Annotated in this window: 14 protein-coding genes and 1 pseudogene; 3 read left to right on the forward strand and 12 right to left on the reverse strand. The window is 70.4% G+C overall.

Translation table 11 applies throughout. From position 1 onward, the window contains the following. Positions 1-119: 119 nt before the first annotated feature. The 5 genes and pseudogenes from WME82_RS07400 to WME82_RS07420 all read right to left on the reverse strand — a co-directional run bounded on the left by WME82_RS07400 (position 120) and on the right by WME82_RS07420 (position 8,803). On the reverse strand, positions 120-2,063 hold the full coding sequence (locus WME82_RS07400; RefSeq protein WP_438042244.1) for a DUF4397 domain-containing protein: 1,944 nt from the start codon (positions 2,061-2,063) through the stop codon (positions 120-122). A 46-nt stretch (positions 2,064-2,109) separates the two neighbouring features. After that, a complete protein-coding gene (locus tag WME82_RS07405; RefSeq protein ID WP_438042245.1) occupies positions 2,110-5,172 on the reverse strand; it encodes a hypothetical protein in 3,063 nt (1,020 codons plus the stop codon). Positions 5,173-5,812: 640 nt separating this feature from the next. Next, positions 5,813-6,160: pseudogene (locus tag WME82_RS07410) on the reverse strand (DDE-type integrase/transposase/recombinase); the annotation flags it as partial. 372 nt (positions 6,161-6,532) lie between these two features. Then, on the reverse strand, positions 6,533-7,648 hold the full coding sequence (locus WME82_RS07415; protein ID WP_438042246.1) for a hypothetical protein: 1,116 nt from the start codon (positions 7,646-7,648) through the stop codon (positions 6,533-6,535). 153 nt (positions 7,649-7,801) lie between these two features. After that, positions 7,802-8,803, reverse strand: coding sequence for a Vgb family protein (locus tag WME82_RS07420; protein WP_438042247.1), 1,002 nt, complete (start codon positions 8,801-8,803; stop codon positions 7,802-7,804). A gap of 1,094 nt (positions 8,804-9,897) precedes the next feature. Here WME82_RS07420 and WME82_RS07425 point away from each other — a divergent pair. After that, positions 9,898-10,683 (forward strand): SDR family NAD(P)-dependent oxidoreductase, encoded by a 786-nt coding sequence (locus WME82_RS07425; protein ID WP_438042248.1) that lies wholly within the window; start codon positions 9,898-9,900, stop codon positions 10,681-10,683. A 141-nt stretch (positions 10,684-10,824) separates the two neighbouring features. Here the strand turns inward: WME82_RS07425 and WME82_RS07430 are convergent, their stop codons facing one another. The 3 genes from WME82_RS07430 to WME82_RS07440 all read right to left on the reverse strand — a co-directional run bounded on the left by WME82_RS07430 (position 10,825) and on the right by WME82_RS07440 (position 16,301). Continuing rightward, the gene (locus tag WME82_RS07430) at positions 10,825-13,137 is read right to left on the reverse strand and encodes a di-heme oxidoredictase family protein (protein ID WP_438042249.1); all 2,313 of its coding nucleotides are present in this window, start codon (positions 13,135-13,137) and stop codon (positions 10,825-10,827) included. 79 nt (positions 13,138-13,216) lie between these two features. Continuing rightward, complete coding sequence (locus WME82_RS07435; RefSeq protein ID WP_438042250.1) at positions 13,217-14,794, reverse strand: DUF1552 domain-containing protein; 1,578 nt, start codon at positions 14,792-14,794, stop codon at positions 13,217-13,219. 52 nt (positions 14,795-14,846) lie between these two features. Next, positions 14,847-16,301 (reverse strand): DUF1592 domain-containing protein, encoded by a 1,455-nt coding sequence (locus WME82_RS07440; RefSeq protein WP_438042251.1) that lies wholly within the window; start codon positions 16,299-16,301, stop codon positions 14,847-14,849. 354 nt (positions 16,302-16,655) lie between these two features. Between WME82_RS07440 and WME82_RS07445 the strand changes: the two genes are divergently transcribed. Beyond that, complete coding sequence (locus WME82_RS07445; RefSeq protein ID WP_438044866.1) at positions 16,656-17,492, forward strand: LamG domain-containing protein; 837 nt, start codon at positions 16,656-16,658, stop codon at positions 17,490-17,492. Positions 17,493-17,495: 3 nt separating this feature from the next. Here WME82_RS07445 and WME82_RS07450 read toward each other — a convergent pair whose 3' ends face one another. The 4 genes from WME82_RS07450 to WME82_RS07465 all read right to left on the reverse strand — a co-directional run bounded on the left by WME82_RS07450 (position 17,496) and on the right by WME82_RS07465 (position 21,036). Further along, complete coding sequence (locus WME82_RS07450) at positions 17,496-18,515, reverse strand: hypothetical protein (RefSeq protein WP_438042252.1); 1,020 nt, start codon at positions 18,513-18,515, stop codon at positions 17,496-17,498. 9 nt (positions 18,516-18,524) lie between these two features. Continuing rightward, positions 18,525-19,418, reverse strand: coding sequence for a hypothetical protein (locus WME82_RS07455; RefSeq protein WP_438042253.1), 894 nt, complete (start codon positions 19,416-19,418; stop codon positions 18,525-18,527). Next, positions 19,411-20,037, reverse strand: a complete 627-nt coding sequence (locus WME82_RS07460; protein ID WP_438042254.1) for an RNA polymerase sigma factor — start codon at positions 20,035-20,037, stop codon at positions 19,411-19,413. Before WME82_RS07460 ends, WME82_RS07455 begins: the two co-directional genes overlap by 8 nt. A gap of 459 nt (positions 20,038-20,496) precedes the next feature. After that, on the reverse strand, positions 20,497-21,036 hold the full coding sequence (locus WME82_RS07465) for a hypothetical protein (RefSeq protein WP_438042255.1): 540 nt from the start codon (positions 21,034-21,036) through the stop codon (positions 20,497-20,499). A gap of 119 nt (positions 21,037-21,155) precedes the next feature. Here WME82_RS07465 and WME82_RS07470 point away from each other — a divergent pair, with 119 nt between their 5' ends. Continuing rightward, positions 21,156-21,674, forward strand: coding sequence for a hypothetical protein (locus WME82_RS07470; protein WP_438042256.1), 519 nt, complete (start codon positions 21,156-21,158; stop codon positions 21,672-21,674). The last annotated feature ends 265 nt before the right edge of the window (positions 21,675-21,939 follow it).

Genomic DNA, 21,939 nt, shown 5'->3' on the forward strand with positions numbered 1-21,939 from the left:
GAGCCGCGCGGGCCGGAAGGCGTGTGCCGCTCCGGCAGGCCGCCAGGCAAGCTGCGTATCGTGAGGGGGCGCGCGGGGAGAATCGGTACGGTCGAGCGGGGGCGCAGGATTTCGACCGGTCAGGGGCTCGGCAGCGGATACGGGAGTACCGCTGGATTGACGCCGAAGTTCCTTATGAACATGATCCGCGCGCCGCTCGCAGGGTCGGATGAGGCCCAATCTCCCAGGAGGACGGCGGTGAACCAGTAGTTCTGCACGGCTGCCGAGACGCTCCGGATGGCATCGGCCGAGCCGACCGGTCGAACGCCCACCCACTGCTGGCCGGCGCCGCGCGGCGCCGCGAACTCGGCGCCGGTGCTCGCGCTCGCCGACGCGTACGCGACGTCCGTGAGCACGGGTGTAAAGGTGTCGCCTCGGGTCCCGTCTGCATTGACCGACCAGTGGCCGAGATCCACCGAGGGCGCTGTCGCCGAGGCGTTGATCAACATGACGCGCGGGGTGGTGAACGTCCCGGGAAGCTCCGGCTGAACCCTCCACAGCTTGAGCTGCAGCGCCTTGTCGCCCGCCTCTCCGGTGGTGCCAAGCAAACCTCCCAGGTAGATCGCGCCGGGCTCCAGCGGGCCCGTCCGCTGAGCGCCGACCACCTTGACATCCGAGCCCGCCTCGCCGGCGCCGGGCGCGACGAGCGAGAGCGTCGACTCACCCGGCGGAAGATCGGTGTACGTCGGCGCCTGCGCATACCTCAGGTTGATGGCGACCCTCTCCGTGCCCGAGTACACCTCGAGGGGCGACGGCGTGGGCGGCAGCGATGCGTGGAAGAAATAGACGAGCGGATCCCGCTTGACGAACACGGCAGGCGAGTCGTCCCCTGCCGGGACGACGAGCAGGCCGTGTGCGCGCGTGTCGCTGGCGACGCGGGTCGGCTCCCCGGTCTCGATGACGAAGTACGATCGCCCACCGACGAGCGATGCCGCAGAGAGCGAGAACGGCGCCTGACCCGTCGGACCGAAGTTCCTCGACGCGGTGACCGTGATCGACCGGGTCGACAGGGGCACGAGCACGCCTTCTGGAGCGCTGGCGGTGAACCAATCGAGCGCCGCGGCGGCCGCGGCGCTACGGTCGATGTAGAACGATTTCGGATTCCACGAGTTGGAGTCGGCGCCCACGAAGCGCAGGGCGACCTCGCTGCATGAAGGCGTCGTGAAGTTCTCTTCTGCGATGAGAAGCCGCGGCGCCGTCGTGCCTGTCGTGCCCAGGATTCCGACGGCCACGATCGTGTAGCGCGTCCCAGGGGCGACCGTCAGTGGATCGGCCGAAATCGTGAGCGCGTCGCCTACGCCACCACCGGTTCCATCATCGCTCCGTGCCGAGAAGGTGATCGCGTCCGCCGTGACTTTGGCGTACCTCGTGACGGACGCGGCGACCACGCCGGGCGACACTGCCTCTGTGTCGGGTACCGGCGCCCCGTTCGCATAGAGGCGGAGCGCGGGCGGGTCGCTGACCCCCACCGGTGTGTTCGTGCGGTTCGGCAAGAGGGCGTTGATGAGCCGGATCTTGGGTTCAGGGTCGGTGTCCGGCGGCAGGCCACACTCCGCCGGATCGCCGCCGCCCGTGCCGCCTGTGCCGCCAGCGCCGCCCGTGCCGCCGGCGCCACCCGCGTCGCCGCTGCCGCCCGTGCCGCCAGCACCGCCCGTGGTGCTGGCGCCCGTGCTGCTGGCGCTGGCCGCGTCGCCGCCGCCGCCGCCCGTGCCGCCCGTGCCGCTAGCGCCGCTTGTGCTGCCAGCACCGCCCGTGCCGCCGGCGCCGCCCGTGCCGCTGGCGTCGCCGCCGCCCGTGCCGCTAGTGCTGCCAGCACCGCCCGTGCCGCCACCGCCCGTGCTGCCAGCACCGCCCGTGCCGCCGCCGCCGTCAGAGCTACCGCCCGACGAAGTGCTGGCGCTCGTGGTCCCACCTCCGCCTTGCCCCGACTGTGATGAGGTATCGTCGTCCCCGCAAGCGCTCGTGAAGATCGAAAGCCCGGCCAGCGCACCCACCATGATCAGCCATCGTTGACGCATCTTCATCGTAACACATCTCCGTGTAGCGCGTCGTACGCGCCAGAACGATTCACTACTTCGGGAACTTCAGCGCGCAGGCGTCACGCGGAACCGCGATGACTCCCTTCGTCAGCTCGTCACGCATGTAGATGTAGGCCATCACGCCGGCGTTGAAGACGGCTCTCCGGAGCCATGCGTCGACCTCCGGCGAGCTCGCGTCCGCGGCGCGGAGCTCAGCCGAGAGAGGGTTCCTGAGCGTGCACACGTCCCTCCACATGGGCACGCCGAACTCCGGAGCCACCGTATTGCTCAGGATGAGACTCCAATTCCCGCTCGCGGCCGCGGCGTCGTAACTGGCTCCGAACCGATGCGCATCGGTGCGGATCTCATCGCAGGCGGCGCGCGCGACGCCGAGCATGTTCGCCCTCGATCGCCTGAAGGCGGCCTTCGCGGTCTCCGGATCGAGCGGGATCGGCACCGCGGCCACGATCCGATTGCTGACGAAGACGTTGAAGAAGGTCCTCTCCTCCTCCGCGGTACGGCCGAACGAGACGGTGGTGCCCCCGGTCGCCATCCAGACGAGGTACTTCGCCGCCCCGTCGGGCCCGAGGTCGTTCTCCCCTGCGTCGGGCCCATGGAACGTGGCGAGGTTCTCGTTGGGTGCCCAGCGCGGGCCGAAGAGCCCGTCGACGAAGCTCGCCACCCTTGCCCCGGAGGTCGCGCGGAGCGCTCTGGCCGCGCCGGTCTGGGCGTCTCCGTAAATTCCATGGCAATTCGAGCAGATACCGGCGTAGATATGCTCCCCTGGGTTGGACCAGTAGATCGCGCTCCACGGCTGGCGCGGCCTCCCGGTTCCCGGATTGATCATCCACTGCTCCACCGGTTCGGGCTCCGGCGCGTCCCCGGGGAACGCGCAGCCTGGGGCGAAGAACCCCTGAGCATACACCTTCTTCGCCAGCGCCTCGTGCTCGCTCGTCACCTCCTCCGCGCGGATCCAGTCGTCGAGCTTCGTCTTCCAGTCGATGTTGCGCGGGACGTACGGATAGCGCTCGGTCGTGTCCTCGAGCACCCACCCGAGTTCGCGATGCTCCTCGCAGTCGTGAAGGGCGCGCGCCTCCGCGGCGTCCGCCGCGCGCATGGCGAGCTCGATCGCCTCCGGATCCCCCGGCGCCTCCCGTCCTCCGCGCTCGTAATCGCGCGGCACCGACGCCCACCAGCGCGCCACGAGGACCGGCAGGCGGCAGTCCACCGACGCCGTGTGCATCGGCATGTGGAGGCTGAAGAACGCGCTTGCCTCCTCGTTGTCCACGGGCAGGCCGAACGCGCGGGGAGTCCACGCTCCCGTGGGCAGGACGACGCGACGGTAGATCCCTCCGACCGGGATGGAGTTCTGGATGACGAGCTCATCGAAGGACGCAGGCACATCAGGAAAGTAGTGCAGCCCGTCCGAGCCCACGGTATCCATGCGAAACCCGAAGATGCTCCCGCCGGGCGACATGTCCAGGCCTCGCAGCGTCGCCTTGCTCGCCACCGCATAGCCGCGCGGGTTATGGCAATGGGCGCAGTTGCCTGCCATGTAGGCCTGCATGTTCAGCTCGTCGGCGTTGCGCGGTCGGCGGGGCAGCGCAGAGTCCTCCAGCTTGGGGAAGTCGTCGGGCGTGAGGGTCGCCAACGTGCCGCGCACGACACCGTACGCGAGGAGACGCTCGAGCTGATTGAGCTCGTCGGCGAGCACGTCCGGCGTGTAGACGCCGCCTTCCCCTTTGGGTCGCTTGTGGAGCTGGAAGGGCGTGATGCCAAGGATGAAGCTCTCGCTCTCCGAGCCCGTGTGGCACGCCACGCATCGCGTCGCGCCGGGCACGGCGTAGCTCTGCAGTGAGCCGGTGGTCTCGTCGGCCGTGTAAGGGCGGACGTAGTCGGGGAACGGATCTCCGTTCAGGTAGAGCTCCCTGCTGTCCGGTGACGCCGGATCGAGCCCGGTCCCGAGGAGCTTCGCGCTCGTCTCCTCCGCGTTCCACACGTACGTGCCGAAGATCGCGTCCTCGGCCTGCTCGCGCGTCACGATGATGCGTGTCTCCATCTTGCGGTATCGCGTGACGCCGTCGGGCTCGACCACGGCCCTGAAGAAGGTCTTGTAGAAGCGGGTGTTCGGGGGGATGCGGAGGCTCTTCGCCTCCGGGTCGTACGTGATGGCCTGCCCCGCCGGGACGTGCACGAAGCGCAGCTTCGCCGCGTCGTCCGACCAGAGAGGGTAGGTCGGCGCGTAGGCGAGCGTCCCCCTGCGCGCGAGCACCTCGGCGTCCAGCGAGACGAAATCGGTCTCCGAGAGCTTGACCGGGAGGTCCGCGAACGATCGCATCGCAGCGAAGCGCTCGTCCACCGCCTCGTCTCGACCGACGATCTCGGCGTCGGGGATGCAGCTCCCGAGCTCGGTCAGCGCATCGCCGATCTCGCGCGGGGTCACGAAATCTCCGTCCGGATCGACCTCCATGTCACCCTTCGGGAGGACGTACGTGCCGGAGGGGCAGCCCTGCGCGATCCACGCCTGGAGCCGCCGGCCGAGCGCCTCTTGCCCGCCGATCTTGTAGGGCATCTCCCCGCTGAGCATGACGTCAACGGGCGTCTTGCCGCTCTTGCCGCGCGCATTGCACAGGTTCTCCGGGGTGCCGGCGTAGGAGAAATCTCCTTGCTCTGCCGGGGCCTTGTGGCAGTTGCCACATTGAATCTCGATCTCCCCCGAAAGGTTGCTGAAGGTATCGAGGGCATCTTCGACCGTCGCCGAGTGGCGCTGAGGGATCGGTTCGTGCGATCGGGCCGGGGCGCATAGACGCGGCTGCGTGCCCCCCCCGTCACCGCCGCTGCCGCCGGTCCCGCCGCTGCCGCCGGCACCGCCGGTCCCGCCGCTGCCGCCGGCACCGCCGCTGCCGCCGGTCCCGCCGCTGCCGCCGGTTCCGCCGCTGCCGCCGCCGTCTCCTCCGCTGGTAGCGCCGCTGCCGCCGGTTCCGCCGCTGCCGCCGCCGTCTCCTCCGCTGGTAGCGCCGCCGCCGCTCGTGCCCTCCGGGGGCGAGATTTCATCGGTGTCGTCACCTCCGCAGCCGTACCCGGCCACGGACACGACCCCGAGCAACAGCACCATCGACCTCATCGTCACCCAACGCCGACCTTGACCCATCGTTGCCAGCTCCCCGGGCTCGCAGCGGCGAACCCCCTACCGTCGCAGCGGCCGAAATGACACCGGTGAGCTCCTGGAACAACCGTGAATGCCGGCTGTCACGGACCCGTGACGCCATTGCGGTCCCATCGACGTAGATGATTGCGCTTTCATTGATTTACGCGCCGCAAGCTCGCCTCCCCCGCCGGTCGCTGATGGGGAGTAAGCGTTCACCGGGCAGACCTCCCACGCTGGGCGGTGTTGCGGGGTGGGCTGCCGCTGGGGCTGTCGGTGCCGAACCTGTATTGCGTCGTAGGACGCCGTGCCGAGCTCGGAGCTTGGCAGCATTGCTCGTCGGCTCGACCTCAGTTCATCGATGCGTTCGTCTCACCAATCACGTGCCACGACGAACGAACTCTGGTATTACAGTTGCAACTGGCCGCCTTGCGAACCTGCCCGACGTTCCGGCAGTCCGATGTCGAGCTCGGCGAGCGTGTCGCGTCGACAAGGATCGGATCCTCGTCGACGCGACACGCTCGCCGCACGTTCTCGGACCGCCAGGATCTATACACGAACCGCTCCCCGCGGTTGCGGTACACACGAGCCTCTCCTCACGGTCCGGCGTGAGTTCGCGCAGCATTCGCTCGTGGCGGCCGTTCTGCTGCGGCTTGCCGGGCTCGATCCGCTCGGGATGAATGCCGAGCTTGATCCAGCTGACCGATAGCGCTGAGAGCCCACCAACGCCCGGCGTCGCAAACGGCGGACCGTTGTCCGAGCGGATACGGTGCGGCAGCCCGAACTCGCGGAACGCGCGCTCGAAGTGCGGGCGTACCGAGGCCTCGTCCGGCTTCGCCACGCCCTCGCACTTGAGCAAGTATCGCGACGCTTGATCCGTCAACGTGAGCGGGTGGCACCGGCTCTTGTCGCCGAGCGCAAAGTGTCCCTTGAAATCGGCGCACCATGTGTCATCAGGCGGAGCGCACTGCGCGAAACGCCGCGCCCGGGGAGGTCCCGGACGCGACGCGAGGACATGGGATAGTTGTATGCTCAGCTGGTTGGGCAACGGCGGGTTGGAGCTTTTGTGTCGGCGCGCCTCGCGAGGGCTGAACGCTGAGCGCGCGGCGGAGGCTCTTCGCCGGGTCTCACGTCCTCGTGCGCGGATATGTCTATGCGTGCCGCTCTGTGCTAGACGGTCAAGTCCCTATCTCCCGCGGCGCGCGGCGCTCAGCGGGTGATGAGGAGGGGGCGTGCCTGAGCGCGCCGCGCTGGCCATGTGCGTCGAACGGAGCGCGCCTGCCGCATGGATCGCGCGGCGCGCTCCGTCCTTCGTCATCAGCCTATCAGCTCACAGCGAGGAGGGGCACGTGGTGCCGGTGCTACCGCAATTGAGCGGCGTGCGGGGCGAGTTGGTCGTCGGGGCGCACGCGAGGAAGCCGTTGGCGATCAGGATATCCTCGAACGCAATAGCGTCGTTAATATCGTTCACGCCGAAGGCCCAGTCCAGGAAGTCCTGCTCCTTGATGTCGCGAGTTCCGTTGCCCTCGTTGAGGTACAGGAAGCGAGCGAGCGGGTACTTGTTGCTCGGGTCCGTGATGAGTTTGCGGATGTTGGCCTCTGTCGGCGCGACGCCGTTGATCACGAGGGGCTTGTTTTCGTAGGTGCCCGAGGCGACCTTCGCGTCGCCGCCCGCGTAGCCGATCGCATCGACGTTCGCGCCCACGAGCTTGCCGATGCAATCGGTGGCCGAGTCGGTCGCCGCGCAGGGCGTGGGCACGAGCGAAGAGGTCCCCGGCGTGTCGGTCGAGAGCCGCGGCCCGGCGATCGGGTCGTCCACCACGATCTGCACGTTCGCGCAGAAAGCCGTGCAGCCGGTGAGGGCCTTGAAGACTTCGGTCGTGCCCGAGATGTCGTCGCGGCGATACATCACGAGGGCGTTCGAGGGGTTCGTCGACCCCGAGGTGAACTCGCCCCACGTGTTGAAGCCGGCGCAGCTGGTGGCGTCCCCGTCGCCGTCGCCGCAGAACGCGCCCTTGACGTTCGCCAAGTTCGCGCCGGTCGCGGTCTGGTCCGCGTTCTTATCCGCCCAGATATACACGGCGTCGAGCGCGATGCGATTGCTCTTCTGACCAGTGCCACTGCTGTCACAAGAGCCCTGCAGGTCCCTGGACATCGGAGCGATCGTCTGCGCCTTCGTGTTGCAGGGGGCGGCGCCGGTGCCTTCCAGGCACTGCTCGCCTTTGCCCGACCCGGTACCGTAGTAGGTGAGGCCCGTGACGCCCGACGCGGCGATCGCGGCCGTGGTCGCGTTGAACAGCGTGTCCGACCCGTAGAAACCCCCGCTGATGAGCGCCTGCTGCGATTCGCCGACGAACTCCTCGTTCGTGCTGCCCACGGCGCACGCCGCGAGGCCGAGGACCGAGAGCGCCGAAAGGACCAATTTGCCCGTGTTCTTCATGTTCATCTCCATCGTTCAGAGTGACGGTGCGCCTGTGCACCTCGATCGTCTCGGTGCACCGGCGCACATCGATCAATGCAACAATCCAAGGAAAACCGCCTGGCCGCCGAAGCGCTCGCCGTCAGGCGGTCAAGTCTCTATCTCTCGCGACGCGGCCGCTCAGTGGGTGGTCACCGTGCGGATCTTGCCGAGGCGCCGCCCCAGCCGCTCGGTGAACCAGACGTCGAGGATGCCGCACCCCAGGAGCGACGGGCGCAGCGTGATCCCGAGCGGACGAGAGTTGGCGATCGGGAGATCGAACTCGGTGACGACGCCGCTCGTGGTGATGCGTCCGATCTTGTTCCCGAACTGCTCCGTGAACCAGAGATTGCCGTCCACCCCGAGGGTGATGGCCGTGGGGCCGCGGTCCAGCGCGGGGAGCGCGAACTCCGTCACGGTCCCGCTGGTGTCGATCTTCGCGATCTCGTTCGCGGTGGTGAACCAGATTTTGAGGTCGGGCCCGAGCGTCACCGCGTTGGGGTTCGAGGCCGAGGCCGGCAGCAGGTACTCGGTGACGGTTCCAGACGTGCTGATCCGCGCGATCTTGTTCGTGAACGACTCCGCGACCCAGAGGTTTCCATCGGCTCCAGCCGCGATCCCGCGCGGCTGGCTATTGGCGGTCGGCAGCGCGAACTCGGTGATCACGCCGGCCGGCGTGATGCGCCCGACCTTGTTGCCGAGGAGCTCGGTGAACCACACATTCCCGTCGAATCCCAGCGCGATCCCGAACGGGTTCGAGTTGCTCGTCGGGATGTCGTACTCGGTCACGACGCCGGTCTTCGTGATCGCCCCGATCCGGTTGGTCCCCGGCTCGGTGAACCAGATCCGGCCATCCGGACCGAGGGTGATGCCGCTCGGGTTCGATCCGGCCGCGAGCGGGTACTCGGTCACGTTGCCGCTGGAATCCGCGGCCGCGATCTTGCTGGCGGAGCCCTCGGTGAACCAGACGCGGCCGTCAGGGCCAAAGGTGATGTTCCCCGGCGTGGAGTTCGAAGGAATGGCGTACTCCGTGATGTCACCCGCGGACGCCGCCGGGCAATGCCCGGCGCTCGCGTGCTCCGCCTGCGCCACCAATGCGGCGCCGACCATCATCGACAAGGCAACAATCGACTTTTTCTTCATTTCATTCTCTATCAGGGTTCGAGGTTGAGAGCGTCTCGCGAGATCTCCTGTTACGAATCTGTGAATGCCGCGGCTACGCCGCGCGCTGACGTTGCTCGTCGAGAGCGGCGCTACGCGCGCTCGACCGCTGCCTCTTCGCGCTCACGCTCGTCAGCGGTCCGTCACGATCCCGCTCGGCGCCCCGTTCGGAACTGCGCTGGCAAACTGCGTGCACACCCGGTGCGTCCCCCATTCCCTCCCCGTAACCAGATTCCATCCTATGTCGATCCGTACCTGTTTGCTCGTAAGACGAGCCATGTAGCCGCGGAGCGAATCGCCTCCAGCGCGTCGCTGGGGTGTCGGCGCCAGGCGCGCGCGATGAGAACGCGACGCAGAGATCGCGCCTGCCGGACCCGCCAAACAGGTTGTATGAACGGCCATGGCTTCGTGGAGCTGATGGCCGGGCCCATTCGGGTCACCCCCACGATCGCGAACGGCCGCCGCGGCGCTGCCAGCCAGCGGAAGGAGGACGAGCCGCGCTCCCGCCTCTGCTGGTCACCCCGCGTCAGAATGCAATAGTGACGCGCTCGGAGGCTCACGCATTTGCGCGATTCGGGCGCGTCGATGCAATCGAGACCCGCACGTCATAGCTCGCTATGCGGGGGGGGACGGCCAGCCAGCCCCCCCCGGCGGCTTCGTGTGGGGCGGACTATAGTAGGCGCGAAAACGAAATGCGCGAAGTTTGTGTTACGTAATACCGACGTGTGTCCTGTGATGGCGTGATCCTGTTGTCCTCGATGGGCGAGCTGATGCATTCGAGAACGATTCGGCTGTCAGCTCTGCGACGGTCCTGTGCCGGAACGGTAGAACGCCAGCGCCGGATATCGCTTCTCGAGAACGATTCGGCTGTCAGCTCTGCGACGGTCCTGTGCCGGAACGGTAGAACGCCAGCGCCGGATATCGCTGCTCCTGCGAGGGCAGGCGTCGCGCCTTCAAGCAGCTGCGCCCGAGATCGGAGAGGGAGGGAGCGCGGCCGCCGGCGGCCCGCCCACGGCCGTGCGACCGGCGGCAGCAAGTTTCTCCTCGCCGTCACGAGGTCGTGTACTCTCGCCGACATGGCTCCCGTCGTCGTCATCACCGGTGCATCGAGCGGAATCGGTCGATCGCTCGCGTTCTCCTGGGCGAAGCGCGGCGCGCGCGTGGTGCTGAGCGCGCGCGGGCGGGACGCGCTCGAGGGGGTCGCCTCGGAGGTGCGCGCGGCGGGCGGCGCCGCCCTCGCGGTGGCCGGCGACGTGACCGTCGAGGACGACCGCAAGGCGCTCTGCGAGCGGGCGCTCGGCGCGTACGGCCGGCTGGACGTGCTGGTGAACAACGCCGGGCGCGGTTATTACACGCCATCGATCGAGATCGATCCCGCCGAGCTCGAGGCGCTCTACCGGCTGAACGTCGTCGCCCCCGTGCGCCTCGCGCAGCTCGCGATCGAGCCCCTCGCGGCCACGAAAGGCACCCTCGTCATGGTCTCCTCGATCGCGGGGCTCGTCGCGGCGCCGCGGATGGGCCCGTACGCCTCGTCGAAGTTCGCCCTGGAGGCGCTCGCGATGTCGCTCCGCGCGGAGCTCTCGTCGCGCGGCGTGCGCGTGCTCGTGGTGCGGCCAGGGCCAGTCGAGACCCCGTTCCACGCGAACGCCGTCGTGACCGACGACAACGTCGGCTACCGCCCGCCCGGCCACAAGAAGCAGAGCCCGGACGAGGTCGCCGAGATGATCGTGCGCGCCGTCGAGGCGGGCCGCGACGTCCTGGAGACGAGCCTGTTCGTGAAGACCGCGAGCCTCGCCGCCCGTGTGGCGCCTGGCCCCATGCGCTGGCTCTCGAGGCGGATGGCGCGCCGGTCGGGGTTCTGAGCGGAGCGCGCCCCTCCTGCCCCGGGAACGCCGAGCGGGTCGAGCACCCGAGCAAGCCGAAGGAAGGCGGGGGCGGGGAGGGGGCGCCCGGAGCGAGCTCCGCAAGGCGGGCGCTCAGAGCGAGCGCAGGATGGCGGGCGCTCAGAGCGAGCGCAGGAAGGCGACCACCGCGTCGCGATCTTCCGCGGGGAGCGCCACGAAGCGCTGCTTCGCGGCGTCCGCCTCGCCGCCGTGCCACAGGATCGCCTCGACGACGTTCCGCGCGCGGCCGTCGTGCAGCAGCTGGGTGTGGCCGTTCACGGCCTCGAGCAGCCCGATGCCCCACAGCGGCGGCGTCCGCCACTCGCGCGGCCCCGCGAGGTGGTCGCTCGTCGACGTGTCCGCGAGCTCTTCTCCCATGTCGTGCAGGAGCAGATCGCTGAAGGGCTGGATGAGCTGATCCCGCAGCTCGACGAGCGGGTGGCGGCTCCCCGTCTTCATCGAGGGGACATGGCAGCTCGCGCACCCTGCCTGGCTGAACAGCGCCTCTCCGCGCTGGACGGCCGGGTCCGCCGTGTCTCGGCGCGGCGGCACGCCCAGCATGCGCATGTAGACGGCGAGCCTGTCGAGATCCTCGTCGGAGAGCTCGGGATCTCCGCGCGTGCCGTCCTGGCAACCTGACTGCGCCTCGCCGCACTCCTCGACCGGGAACAGGCTCGTCGTCACGCCCATGTCCGCCACCAGCGCGTCGGCGACCTGGTGAGGCACGCTCACCTTGCCCGCCTTCCAGCCGAAGCGCCCTATCTGCAGCGCCCCCGAGACAGGGTCCGGGATCAGGTTCGGACGGCCCGAGATACCGTCCTGATTGCAGTCCATCCCGTCTGCGCGCTCGAGCACCGCGTCCTCTGCGATCGCCTCGAGGAGGCCCATGCCCACGAGCGGGCGTGCGACGCGGACCGAGTAGCTCGCGATAGGCCCTGCGGAGAGCCCGTCGAAGCGGAACGTGGGCTTTCGCAGGACGTACGGCGTGCCATCGGGGAACTGCCCGGGCTCCTCGGTGTAGGCCACGGTGGCCGTACCCTCGCTTTCGCCCCCGCCCTGCGCCTTGTCCTGCAGCTGCCGGCCGTAGCTCGGGTCGGCGGTGGGCCCGCCGTCGGCGTTCGCGCCTGCGCCGAACAGCTTCACGACGGCGGTCTCCATCGCCTCGCCGGGCTCGGGCGGGGCGCCGCGACCGTTGTTGATATGGCAGCTCACGCACGCCGCCTGGTTCGAGAGCGGCCCCGCCTTGCCGGCGTGCTCGTCGAAGACGGGGTTACCGCCCTCGCTGTGCTCGCCGGTGGCAAAATCCGTATGGAACAGGCGGCGCCCCTCGAGGAAGGGCTGGATGGAGCTCTCCTGGATGTTGAGCGCCATCTGCTCGTAATAGAGATGAGGCTCCTCGTAGATGTACGGTATCGTCCCGTCGCCGCCCGACAGGGCCGCCTCGTTCGGCTCGTCGAACGGCGTCAGCTCGCCGCTGCCGACGCGGTAGCGGAACGTGTCGCTGTAATAGCTCGTCCTCCCCTCGACGGTGCCCGCGTCAAGGAACACCCCGAACTCGAACTCGAGCAGATCTCCCGCGCGGATCTCCCTGCTGTCCCTGGCGTTGCGATCGACGACGAACTCCCAGTGGGTGCTCGTGATGCGCTCCATGCCGTTGTTCGAGTCGAACACGTTGCCTTCGCCCGAGTACCAGCAGCGGAAATTGATGGTCTGGTTGTTCGACGCGTTTGCTTTGGGGAGCCAGGTGAACTTGACGGTGCTGCCGCCCGCCGGGATCGTGTCCTCGACGATGAACTTGTAGCTTCGGTTCTCGAAATAGCGCGGCTGGTACGGGCTGAACTCTTCCTCTTTCTCGTGGCGCCCGCGCACGCGCCCTGCGGCCTCGAGCGTGATCGTCCCATCGGCGGCCGTCGTGGTGATCGGCTCGCCCGCCGCCGCCGAGGGGAACAGCGGGGAGATCTCGCCGTCCACGCCGGAGCACTCGCCGGGATCGACCTCGCCGCCGTCGCAGGCCGGCGCGGGCGGCGCTCCCGCGGAGAAATAAGCGAAGATCGCCTCGATGTCGGCCGTCGCTATCTGCTGCTCGCCGAAGGCCGGCATGCGCGCGTCTCCCGTGCGCTCCGTGCGCACCTGCGCCGTGAACTCCTGCAGGGTGCCGTCGAAGGCGAAGAGATCGGGAAACCCGCCGGTCGGCTTGCCGTGGGCGCTATGGCACCCGCCGCAGTTCAGCGCGAACGCCTGCGGCAGCGCTGGCCCGTCGCTCGTCTCCTCGCAGGGCGGCGCGCCTTCCGGACCGCCGCCGTCGCCCGGCGAGGGCGACTCCGGCGAGGGCGACCCCTGCGAGGGAGACGCGGGCGACAGGTCGCTCGAGCACCCGAGCTCTGCTGCGCAGGTCGCGAGCAGCCCGAGCACGACACGGAGACCCCCGGACACCAACCGACGTGAGCGGCTTTCGAACATCGCGTTTCGACCTCCGGTGTGAGCCCATCCATCGAGACCGTGAACGGCAGAGCTACCGCAGGATCTCCTCGAGGAGCGCGTTCGGCACGCCGCGGCGATCCTCGCCGAACGACGCGACGCCGAGGTTGTAGTACTGGTTCATGATGGTGAACCACAGATCGCGGAGCTGGCGATCCTGACCGAGGGGGCCATATGCGACGTGCGCGTCGTTCAGGAAGACGCCGTCGCCGCCCAGGAGGACGATGGGCAGATCGTACGCGTCGTGGTCGTGCGTACGCATCTCGCTCATGTAGACCATCACCGAGTGATCGAGCACCGTTCCATCCCCCTCGGGGATCGCGTCGAGCCGCTGCGCGAGCTGCGCTGTCTTCTGGCCGAGCCAGCAGTTGATCGCCGCGAAGTCGAGGTTGCTCTCCTCGACGACCGCGTAGCGGCCGCCCTCGTCCGTGGCGCCCAGGTTGCCGGGGCCGTGCTGGCAGGAGTGATAATGGAGGCTGCTGCCCTCCCTGTACTCGAGGCCCACCTTCGCGCGGACGTCGGCCGGGATGCACCGGTACTCGAACTCGGAGCGCGCGTCGTCGAGCATGTGGGTGATCACGCGCGTCACGTCGCATTGAATGGCCATGACGATGAGATCGATCATGACGTTCGCGTGATCGTCGTGTTTGTACTCGCCGGCTTCCGTGCTGTCGTTCTCGTTGAGCCCCTCCTGCTGCCCCGGCGGCTCGGGGACCACGCCGGGCTCGCCGATCGGGCTGCAGCCCAGGCTCGACGGGGTCATCGTCGACTGGACGCGGGTCACGTTCTTCTCGGTCTCTCGCAGGGCGTCCAGGTACTGCTGGACGATCTTGCGATCGTCCGAGCCTACCTTGCGCATGAGCGAGTTCGCGTCCCCGAGCACCGCGTCGATGACGCTCTTCTCGGTCGCCGCGCGGCGCTCCGCCTCGATCCTGGCCTGCTCGTCGGTCTGCCCTGGCACGGGGGGCGCGCTCGCGGCGCCCGCGTTGATGAGCGCGTCGAACACCGCCTTCGGGTTGACCGAGCGCTTCAGCGGCTCGCGCGGGCTCTTCCAGGAGACGGCCTGATTGTAGGCGTAGCTGCGCCCGTCGAAGAAGCCGGGCTTCACCCCGAGCCCGGTCTGGAGCGACGGGATGCGGGTCGCCTGCTCCGGGCCTGCCTTCTGGACGATGAGCTGGTCGACCGAGACGCCGTTGCCCACCCACTCGCCGAGGTCCTGCCCGGCGGCCCTCCCGAGCTCATCGGCGTCCACGCAGGTCGACAGCGCGGCCATGCAGCGCGAGTGGGACGGCTCGAGGAACGCGTTCTGCTCCTTGCTCCACGTGTGGTTGCCGAGGCGGCTTATCATGAGCATCTTCGACTTCACCGGCGCGAAGTGCTCGAGCACCCTCGGCAGCTTGAAATCGGCGCCCTTCAGCGTCTTGCCGAACGCGGGCGCCGTCTCCCACCAGTGGTGGGGCGCCCCGTTCGGGAAGGTGCAGAGCAAGAAGCGCTTCGGCGTGCCGGGCTCCCCCGCCCGCGCCCCGCGCGGCGCGAGGCTCTCGAGAAACGGCAGCGCCAGGCAGACGCCCGCGCCGCGCAACAGGTTCCTGCGTGTCATTCCGCGTTTCATGTGCGCATCGCTCCTTCGTGCCTGGTTCCGTGAGGAAACAACGCCTGCGGCTTCACTTCGCCACGACCTTCGCTGCGCGGAGGCGGAACGCCTCGCTGGTCACCACCTGCTTCACCAGATCCGCGATCGTCCCCTTCTCCCAGCGCGCGGCGATCACCTCGAGCGTGCGCCTGTCGCCGCCGATCGGGCGCCGGCGCAACGCATACGTGAAGAGCTGCTCGGAGGGGCAGATCCCCAGCTGGGGGTCCTTCTGGAGCTCCGGGATGAGGCCCGAGATGTCCTGGAACGCCGCGCCCCCGTACTCGCCTGTCGCGTCGACCGCGTCGCCGTTCGGGTACTCGGTCCGGTAGGCGCCGATCGCATCGAAGTTCTCGAGGCTCAGCCCGATGGGATCGAGGACATTGTGACAGCCCGCGCAGTCGGGCGACTCGCGGTGCTTCTCGAGCTTCTCGCGGACGTTGTCGACGGTGCCCGTGTCGCCTCCCGCGGCCTCGAGCTCCGGGATATCCACGCCGGCGGGCGGGGCCAGCTCGGCGCAGTAGAGCTGCGCCAGGATCGTCTTCGCGCGGGACGTGGGGGAGGTCCGATCGGCGCGCGAGGACAGCGTGAGGAACGCGGGGAGCGTGAGGAACCCGGCGCGCCCGGCCTCGGGGTCGTTCGCGTAGAGCGGCGCGAGCAGCGGGCTCTCCGGGTGGGGCGCCGTGAGGAACTCGGACCACGGCCGCTCGCCGGTCGTGAAGCCGGTGAAATAGGCGTTGGCCTGGTCGATCATCGCGCCCTTCATCTCGTCGTTCCAGCCGGGGAACAGCGCTGTGTCGACGCTGTGGCTCGGGAGCGTGCGGGTCCCGAGCCACTGCCCGAAGAAGTTCTGGAAGAACGCGGCGCTCTTCGGGTCGGCCAGCATGCGGTCCACCTGCTCCCGGAGCTCGTCCTCGGTGGCCAGCTCGTCGCTCTCTGCGGCGTCGAAGAGCTCCTCGTCCGGGAGCGAGCTCCAGAGGAGGTACGAGAGGCGCGACGCGATCTCATGGCCGCCGAGGGCGCCCGGCGATCGCTTCGAGTCGGGGCCGACCTCGATCCGCAGGAAGAAATTCGGCGACGTCAGCAGCGTCCGGACGACGTGCTCCACCGCCTCGACGGGGGACATCTCGAGGGTGGTGCGCGCGTCGTCGTACTGCGCCGCGTACCGGTCGACCTCCGCCGCCTCGAGCGGGCGCCGGAAGGCGCGCAGCCCGAAGCGCTCGATGATCTCGCGCGCGCACCCGTCGCCCGCGCCCTCCGCCGGGTCGCACACGAGGATCTGGGCGCGCTGCGCCTCGTTCGAGAACGCGTCGGCCGCCAGCTTCTTGGCGGCGTCGTAATACCCCTGGACGAGCACCTGCGAGAGGCTCGAGAGCGCGCTGGCGTTCGCGTCGAAGCCCTTCGCGCCGGAGGCGGGGAATCCGTCCGCCGGCCGCAGGCGCGTGCCCAGGAGGTGGGCGACCGTGTTGTTGTACTCCGATGCTGTCATGTGGTGCAAAGGCATCCCGCCCGGCGCGACGACGGCGTCGTCTCCGGGGTCCTGTCCCGGTCCCGGAGCGTCATCACCTCCGAGGATGCCAGTGCACGAGATGCTCAAGAGACATCCCCCGGCGGCGAGCCAGGGACCTGCGAACACTCGGTCAAGTCGGCACATCATGGTCGGCTCCCGCGTGTGGAATCAGCACTCTCCCCCTCGTTGCCGGAGCGCGCGCCTTTCGTGATCGAATCGACCGCACACCCGCGCTAGGATCAGCCTGTGTCGTGCGCGCGGAAGACTACGATGATGGTGCTGCTCCTCGGCTTGTCCGGATGTGGGGCAGATGTGGATATTGCGGTGGGCCGTATGACTCCGACGTCGGTCGTGGGCGGCGGCGGGGAAGGTGGTCGTGGCAGCGGGGAAGGTGGGCGTGGTGGCGGGGCGCTGAGCGGCGGTGAAGCGGGAAGCGGCGGTGAGGCGGGCGGCGGCGGGGAAGGGGGCGGCGGCGCGGCCCCTTGCGATGCGCTGCCGTCGCTCGCTCATCGGTACTCGTTCGACGGGGCGGGGGCGGTCGTCGCCGATACGGTCGGCGGCGCCGACGGTGAGATCTTCGGCGGCGCGAGCCTCGACGGCGGAGGGGTGCTCACCCTCGACGGAGAGGACGACTACGTCGATCTGCCCGCGGGTCTCCTCACGGGGTTGAGCGACGTCACCGTCATGGTCTGGGTCGCCCGCAACGGCGGAGGGGCGTACCTGCGCGTCGTCGACTTCGGCATCGGCAGCACAGGTGAGAATCCCGTCGAAGGCGACTCGAGCGTTGGGCGGTCCTACCTCGTCATCACCCCATCGACGGGCTTCGACCCGCCGGGTATCGCCGCGCTCGCGAGCGACAGCGGCGCCGCGGGCCAGGTGCAGGTCGCCACCGCGCCCACGCTCGATGACGCCGAGATCCATCAGCTCGCCGCGGTCTTCGACGGCGGGGCGGGGACCCTTTCGCTTTACCTCGACGGTGCGCTCCTCGGCAGCACGCCGGTCGGCTTTCCGCTCTCGGCGATCCAGGACGCGAACAACTGGCTCGGGCGATCCCACTTCGATCAGGATCCGTATTTCGGAGGGCGTTACGACGAGCTGCGCCTCTACCGCGAGGCGCTGGCCGGCTGCGCGATCGAGGCCGCGTGGCGCGCCGGCCCGGAGTTGCCCTGAGGCTCAGAAGGCCAGCGCGAGACCGAGGCGCGCGCTGAGGCCCGCGGCCGGCGGGCGGTAGACGATGCCGTCGAGGTTCTCGACGACGAAGCGGGGCCGCCTCAGCGGGACGACGGCGTGCAGCGCGCCCTCGACGCTCACGGGAGCGGCGATGCGCCATTCGAGCAGCGTCCCGAGCCCGGCTGCGAAGATCGGCGTCGTGAGGGTGAAGGGCTCATCGACGTCCCGCCCCCTGGAGCGGAGCCAGTGCTGGCGGCCGAGCGCGCAGACGTAGACGCGGATGGGGCGCTCGAGCGAGAGCGCGCACGCGTCGACCTCGAGGAACCAGAGCCGGAACTCGGCGCCTGCAGCCAGCCCCGCGATGTGGCTCGAGCTCGACGGCACCACGCCAGCCGCGCCGTCCGCGCGGAACCAGCCGCTGCGGATCCCGCCGCCCGCGGCGAGCCCGACGCCGATCGTCGGGACGAGCGCCTGCTCGAGCTGCGTGCTCACCCAGAGCGCTCCCTCCACGTCGCGCTCGGTCGTAGCGGACGGCCGCGCTGCCGCGGGAGGTGGGCGGCGCGGCGCGGGAGGCGGCGGGCGCGGCGCGCTGGCGGCGGGGGCGGCGATCGCCAGGGGCGGCGCGGGCTGCGCGGCGGCGCTCCGCGCGACCGCGTCGGGATCGATCGACATCGCGACGATCAGCGCCGCTGCCCGCGACATGGACGCGCAGTCGTCGCCATGGATCACCCGCTCGCCCGGCGCCGGCGCGCGGATGCGCAGGTCGAGCCGGTAGCGCTCGTCGCGCTCGCGAGCGATCGCGATCTCGACCTCGATCGGCTGGCGCTGCTCCGACGTTCCCAGCAGCCGGGCGATCTCGCTCCGGACCTCGTCGACCGGCGGGCACCCCGCCGGCGCTTCCCAGCGGAGATCGATGGTGCGCGGCTCGGCGGGCGCCGCGAGCGCGCGCGCGGGCAGGAGCCCTGCCGCGGCGATCAGCGCCGGGAGGATCGACGGCGCGTGCGCCCACCTCGATACGTGCACCCGCGCACTCTACTCCTCCTGTCCGCACGCGGCGCGCACGCGCGTCGCGAGCGGCGAGCCCGGGCTCTTCGCGAGCAGCCTCGCCGCGATCGCCCTGCCGGACGGCGCGCGGCCGGAGCGGCAGAGCGCGATCGCGCGCGACGCCTCGCGCTCGGTCGAGAGCACGCCCCTCGGGTACCGGCTGGCGTGCTCGTCGAGCTTCGAGAGCGCCTGCGCGAACTGGCCCGCCTGCAGCGCCTGCTGCGCGTCGCGGAGCAGCGCGATCTCCGCGTCGAGCCCCTCGGAGCCCTGCTTCGCGGCGGCCGCCGCCCGGGGCGTGCGCGACGCCGTCGCGCGCGCCGCGGCGGCCGCCGGGGGCGCGGCGCTCGGATCGGCCGGTGCGCCGGACGCCTCGGGAGCGTCGCCCTTGCTGGAGGCGCTCGCCTCGGCGGACGCAGGCGTCCCGTCGCTCGGGGCGCTGGAGGGCGCGGCGGCGTGCGCCGCGCGGGGCGCCTCGGCCGCGCCCGCCGCCTCCTCCTGCGCGCGTTGCGCGTCGGGCGCCTCGCCCGGTGTCGGGAAGTAGAGCGCGGCCCCCGTCGCGAGGCCCACGACCAGCGCCGCCAGCCCGATCTTCATCGGGGCGCCGAGCAGCGTGATGGCCGCGCCTTGTGCGACCGCGGTGCTCGCGCTCGCGGCCATGCTCGCGGCGGCGGGGCCGACCGCGTGCGCGGCCGCGCCGGCGCTCGCGGAGCCGGCGGCTCCGGCGCTCTCGGCGCTCACGGCCACGGCCGTGGCCGCCGTCCCTGCGAGGCCGAGCCTCGCCCACACGGCCGCGCGCGTCCGACGTCTGTCGTCGTCGGTCGGCTCGTCCTCGTCACGAAGGGCGTTCAGGAGCGCTCGCTCCCCGGCCCCGAGCTCATCCATTGCGGCCTCCTCGGATCCTGGCGTGGTGGCGGTGCACCGCGTCGGAAAACGCCTGTCGAGCGGCCCTCAGCCGCGCATACACGGTGTTGACGTTCACCCCGATGCCCCGCGCGATCTCCGCCGCCGACATCTCTTCCAGCTCGGCGAGGAGGAGCACCACGCGCTTCTCCTCGTCGAGCGACGAGAGCAGCTCGTGCGCGACGCGCGCGGCCTCCGCCCTCGTCATGGCCTCGTAGGGGCTGAGGTTGCTCGGCCCCGCGAGCAGCTCGGGATCCACGGTCTCTCCTGTCCCGCGGTGGGCGGGGCTCTTGCGGCGCAGCGATCTCCGGTGCGTCTGCACGACGTTCACGACGATCCCGAAGACCCACGTCTTCAGCGACGAGCGGCCCAGGAACTCCGGGAGCCGCCGGTGCACGACGACGAACACCTCCTGGCACACGTCCTCGTGCGCCGAGGCGTCCACGCCGAGCCGGCGCACGGTCCGCCAGACGAAGGGGAACATCTCCTCGTACACCTCGGCGAAATCGAGCGGCGCGGCCTGCACGCCGGCCGCGGGGACGGCGGGCACCGCCCCGGCGGGCGAAGGCGTCGACGGCGCGACCGCCGCGCGGGCCGTCACGGGCTGCGCTCCTCTTCATCGGCGTGCCCCGCTTCGCCGCCGGTGCCGCTGGGGTCCACGGGTCCGGCGCCGCCCTCACCCGCGCCGCTCGTCTCATGGAGATTTCCAGTGCCGCCGCCCGCGGTCGCCTCTGGGGGGAGCGTTTCCTCCACGCAAGCCGCGGAGAAGAGGATCCCGGGCAGGGGGCTGATACCGCAGAGGAGGGCCTGGCGAGCTCGGCGCATGGATCGAGGGGCTGGTTACCGGAGCCGCCGCGTTCCGTGAAGGAAAGTGGAGGGACGGGGGGCGACGTTCATCGGGCGGTCGTCGATGGGCTGGCGCTCCACGGCTCGCGGGCGGATCATCCGCTGCGGCGCACCGCGGCCGACAGCGCGCACCTCCGCGCGCTTGACGGCCGCGAGGAGCGCATCGAGGAAGACCGGATGACACCCCCTCGCTGGCTTGCCGCGCTCGCGGCGCTCACCGTTCCATTGGCGGTCTCGGCGACGGCCTTGACCCAGGGCGACGCTCCCCTCCCGCCGCCTCCTCCTCCAGAGCCGCTCCCGTCTGCCTCCGCGCAGCCAGCACCACCGCCGTCTCCTGCGCCGACACCGGTGCAGCCTGCGCCCGCGCCAGCGCCGGCGCCCGCGCCAGCGCCGGCGCCGGCGCCCGCGCCGACACCGGTGCAGCCGGCACCCGCGCCGACACCGGTGCAGCCGGCACCCGCGCCGACACCGGTGCAGCCGGCACCCGCGCCGACACCGGTGCAGCCGGCACCCGCGCCGACACCGGTGCAGCCCGCACCTGCGCCTGCACCCGCGCCTGCGCCGATTCCGGTGCAGCCCGCGCCTGCGCCCGCTCCCATGCCGTTCCCGCCGCCATCTCCCACGCCGGTGCCGCCTGCGCCGCGGCCTGCGCCCGCGCCGCGGTCGACACCGGCACCTGCACCGCCGCCCGCGCCGCGGTCCGCGCCAGCGCCTGCACCGCCGCCCGCGCCGCGGTCCGCGCCAGCGCCTGCACCGCCGCCCGCGCCGCGGGCCGCGCCGCCCGCGCACACGCCCGCTCCGGAGCCGCCCGCGCCGGTTCCGCCCGCTCCCGAGGAGAAACCGGAGGAGCCCGAGGACGACGAGAAGGACGGGATGCGCTTTCGTTTCGGTACGACGCTCGGCGGCGGGATCATCGAGTCACCCACGGGCGTGGGGGCCGTCTTCGCGCTCTCGGGCCGGCTCGGTGTCCAGGTCAACCACTATTTCGGGATATACTACCAGAACACACCGATGGTGACGCTCACCCCCGAGAGCACCGAGAACAGCGCTGGATTCGAGGCGGGGTTCATCGACTACAACTCGGTGCTCGCGGGCTTCACGCTGTTCCACTTCCTCGATCTCGGCGCGGGACCCTCCATGGATTACGTGGCCGTCGCGACCTGCGGCGCGGAGGTCCCGGAGGGCGGCATCCCGCTCCCGAGCGCCGGCTGTGAGAGCACGGCGGCCTGGTATTTCGGCGCTCACGCGCGGGGCGCCCTGATCCTCGGCGGCCTGGCCGGGAGCGGCGCGCGGCGGAGCGGCTTCGCCATCAGCGCGGATCTCCACCCGGTGTTCCTGCCAGAGGGGCCGACATTCACCTTCACGCTGGGCCTCGGCAGCGAGTGGTACTGAGACGAACGGCGCGCCGGAGCGCGGCGCGCCGCCTCGCCGGTCGAGCCGCTCCGCTCGCTCGGCGCTCCGGGCAGCGGCGGGCAGCGGTTTGCCCGTCCGCTGGCTGAGCGCCCTTCGAGTGGAACCTTCGTTCCCCAGGTCACGAGAGTTCCTTGCAAATACCCGGGTCGCAGGGGCCCTGCCTCACGTCTGCGCGGCGCTCGGCGCCAGCGCCTCTGTGGCGCGCCACCCGCTGTGATCCCCGACACCCCGACCCTGCGTTCGC

Source organism: Sorangium sp. So ce128 (assembly GCF_051525245.1).
GTDB classification, from domain to species: Bacteria; Myxococcota_A; Polyangia; order Polyangiales; family Polyangiaceae; genus Sorangium; species Sorangium cellulosum_B.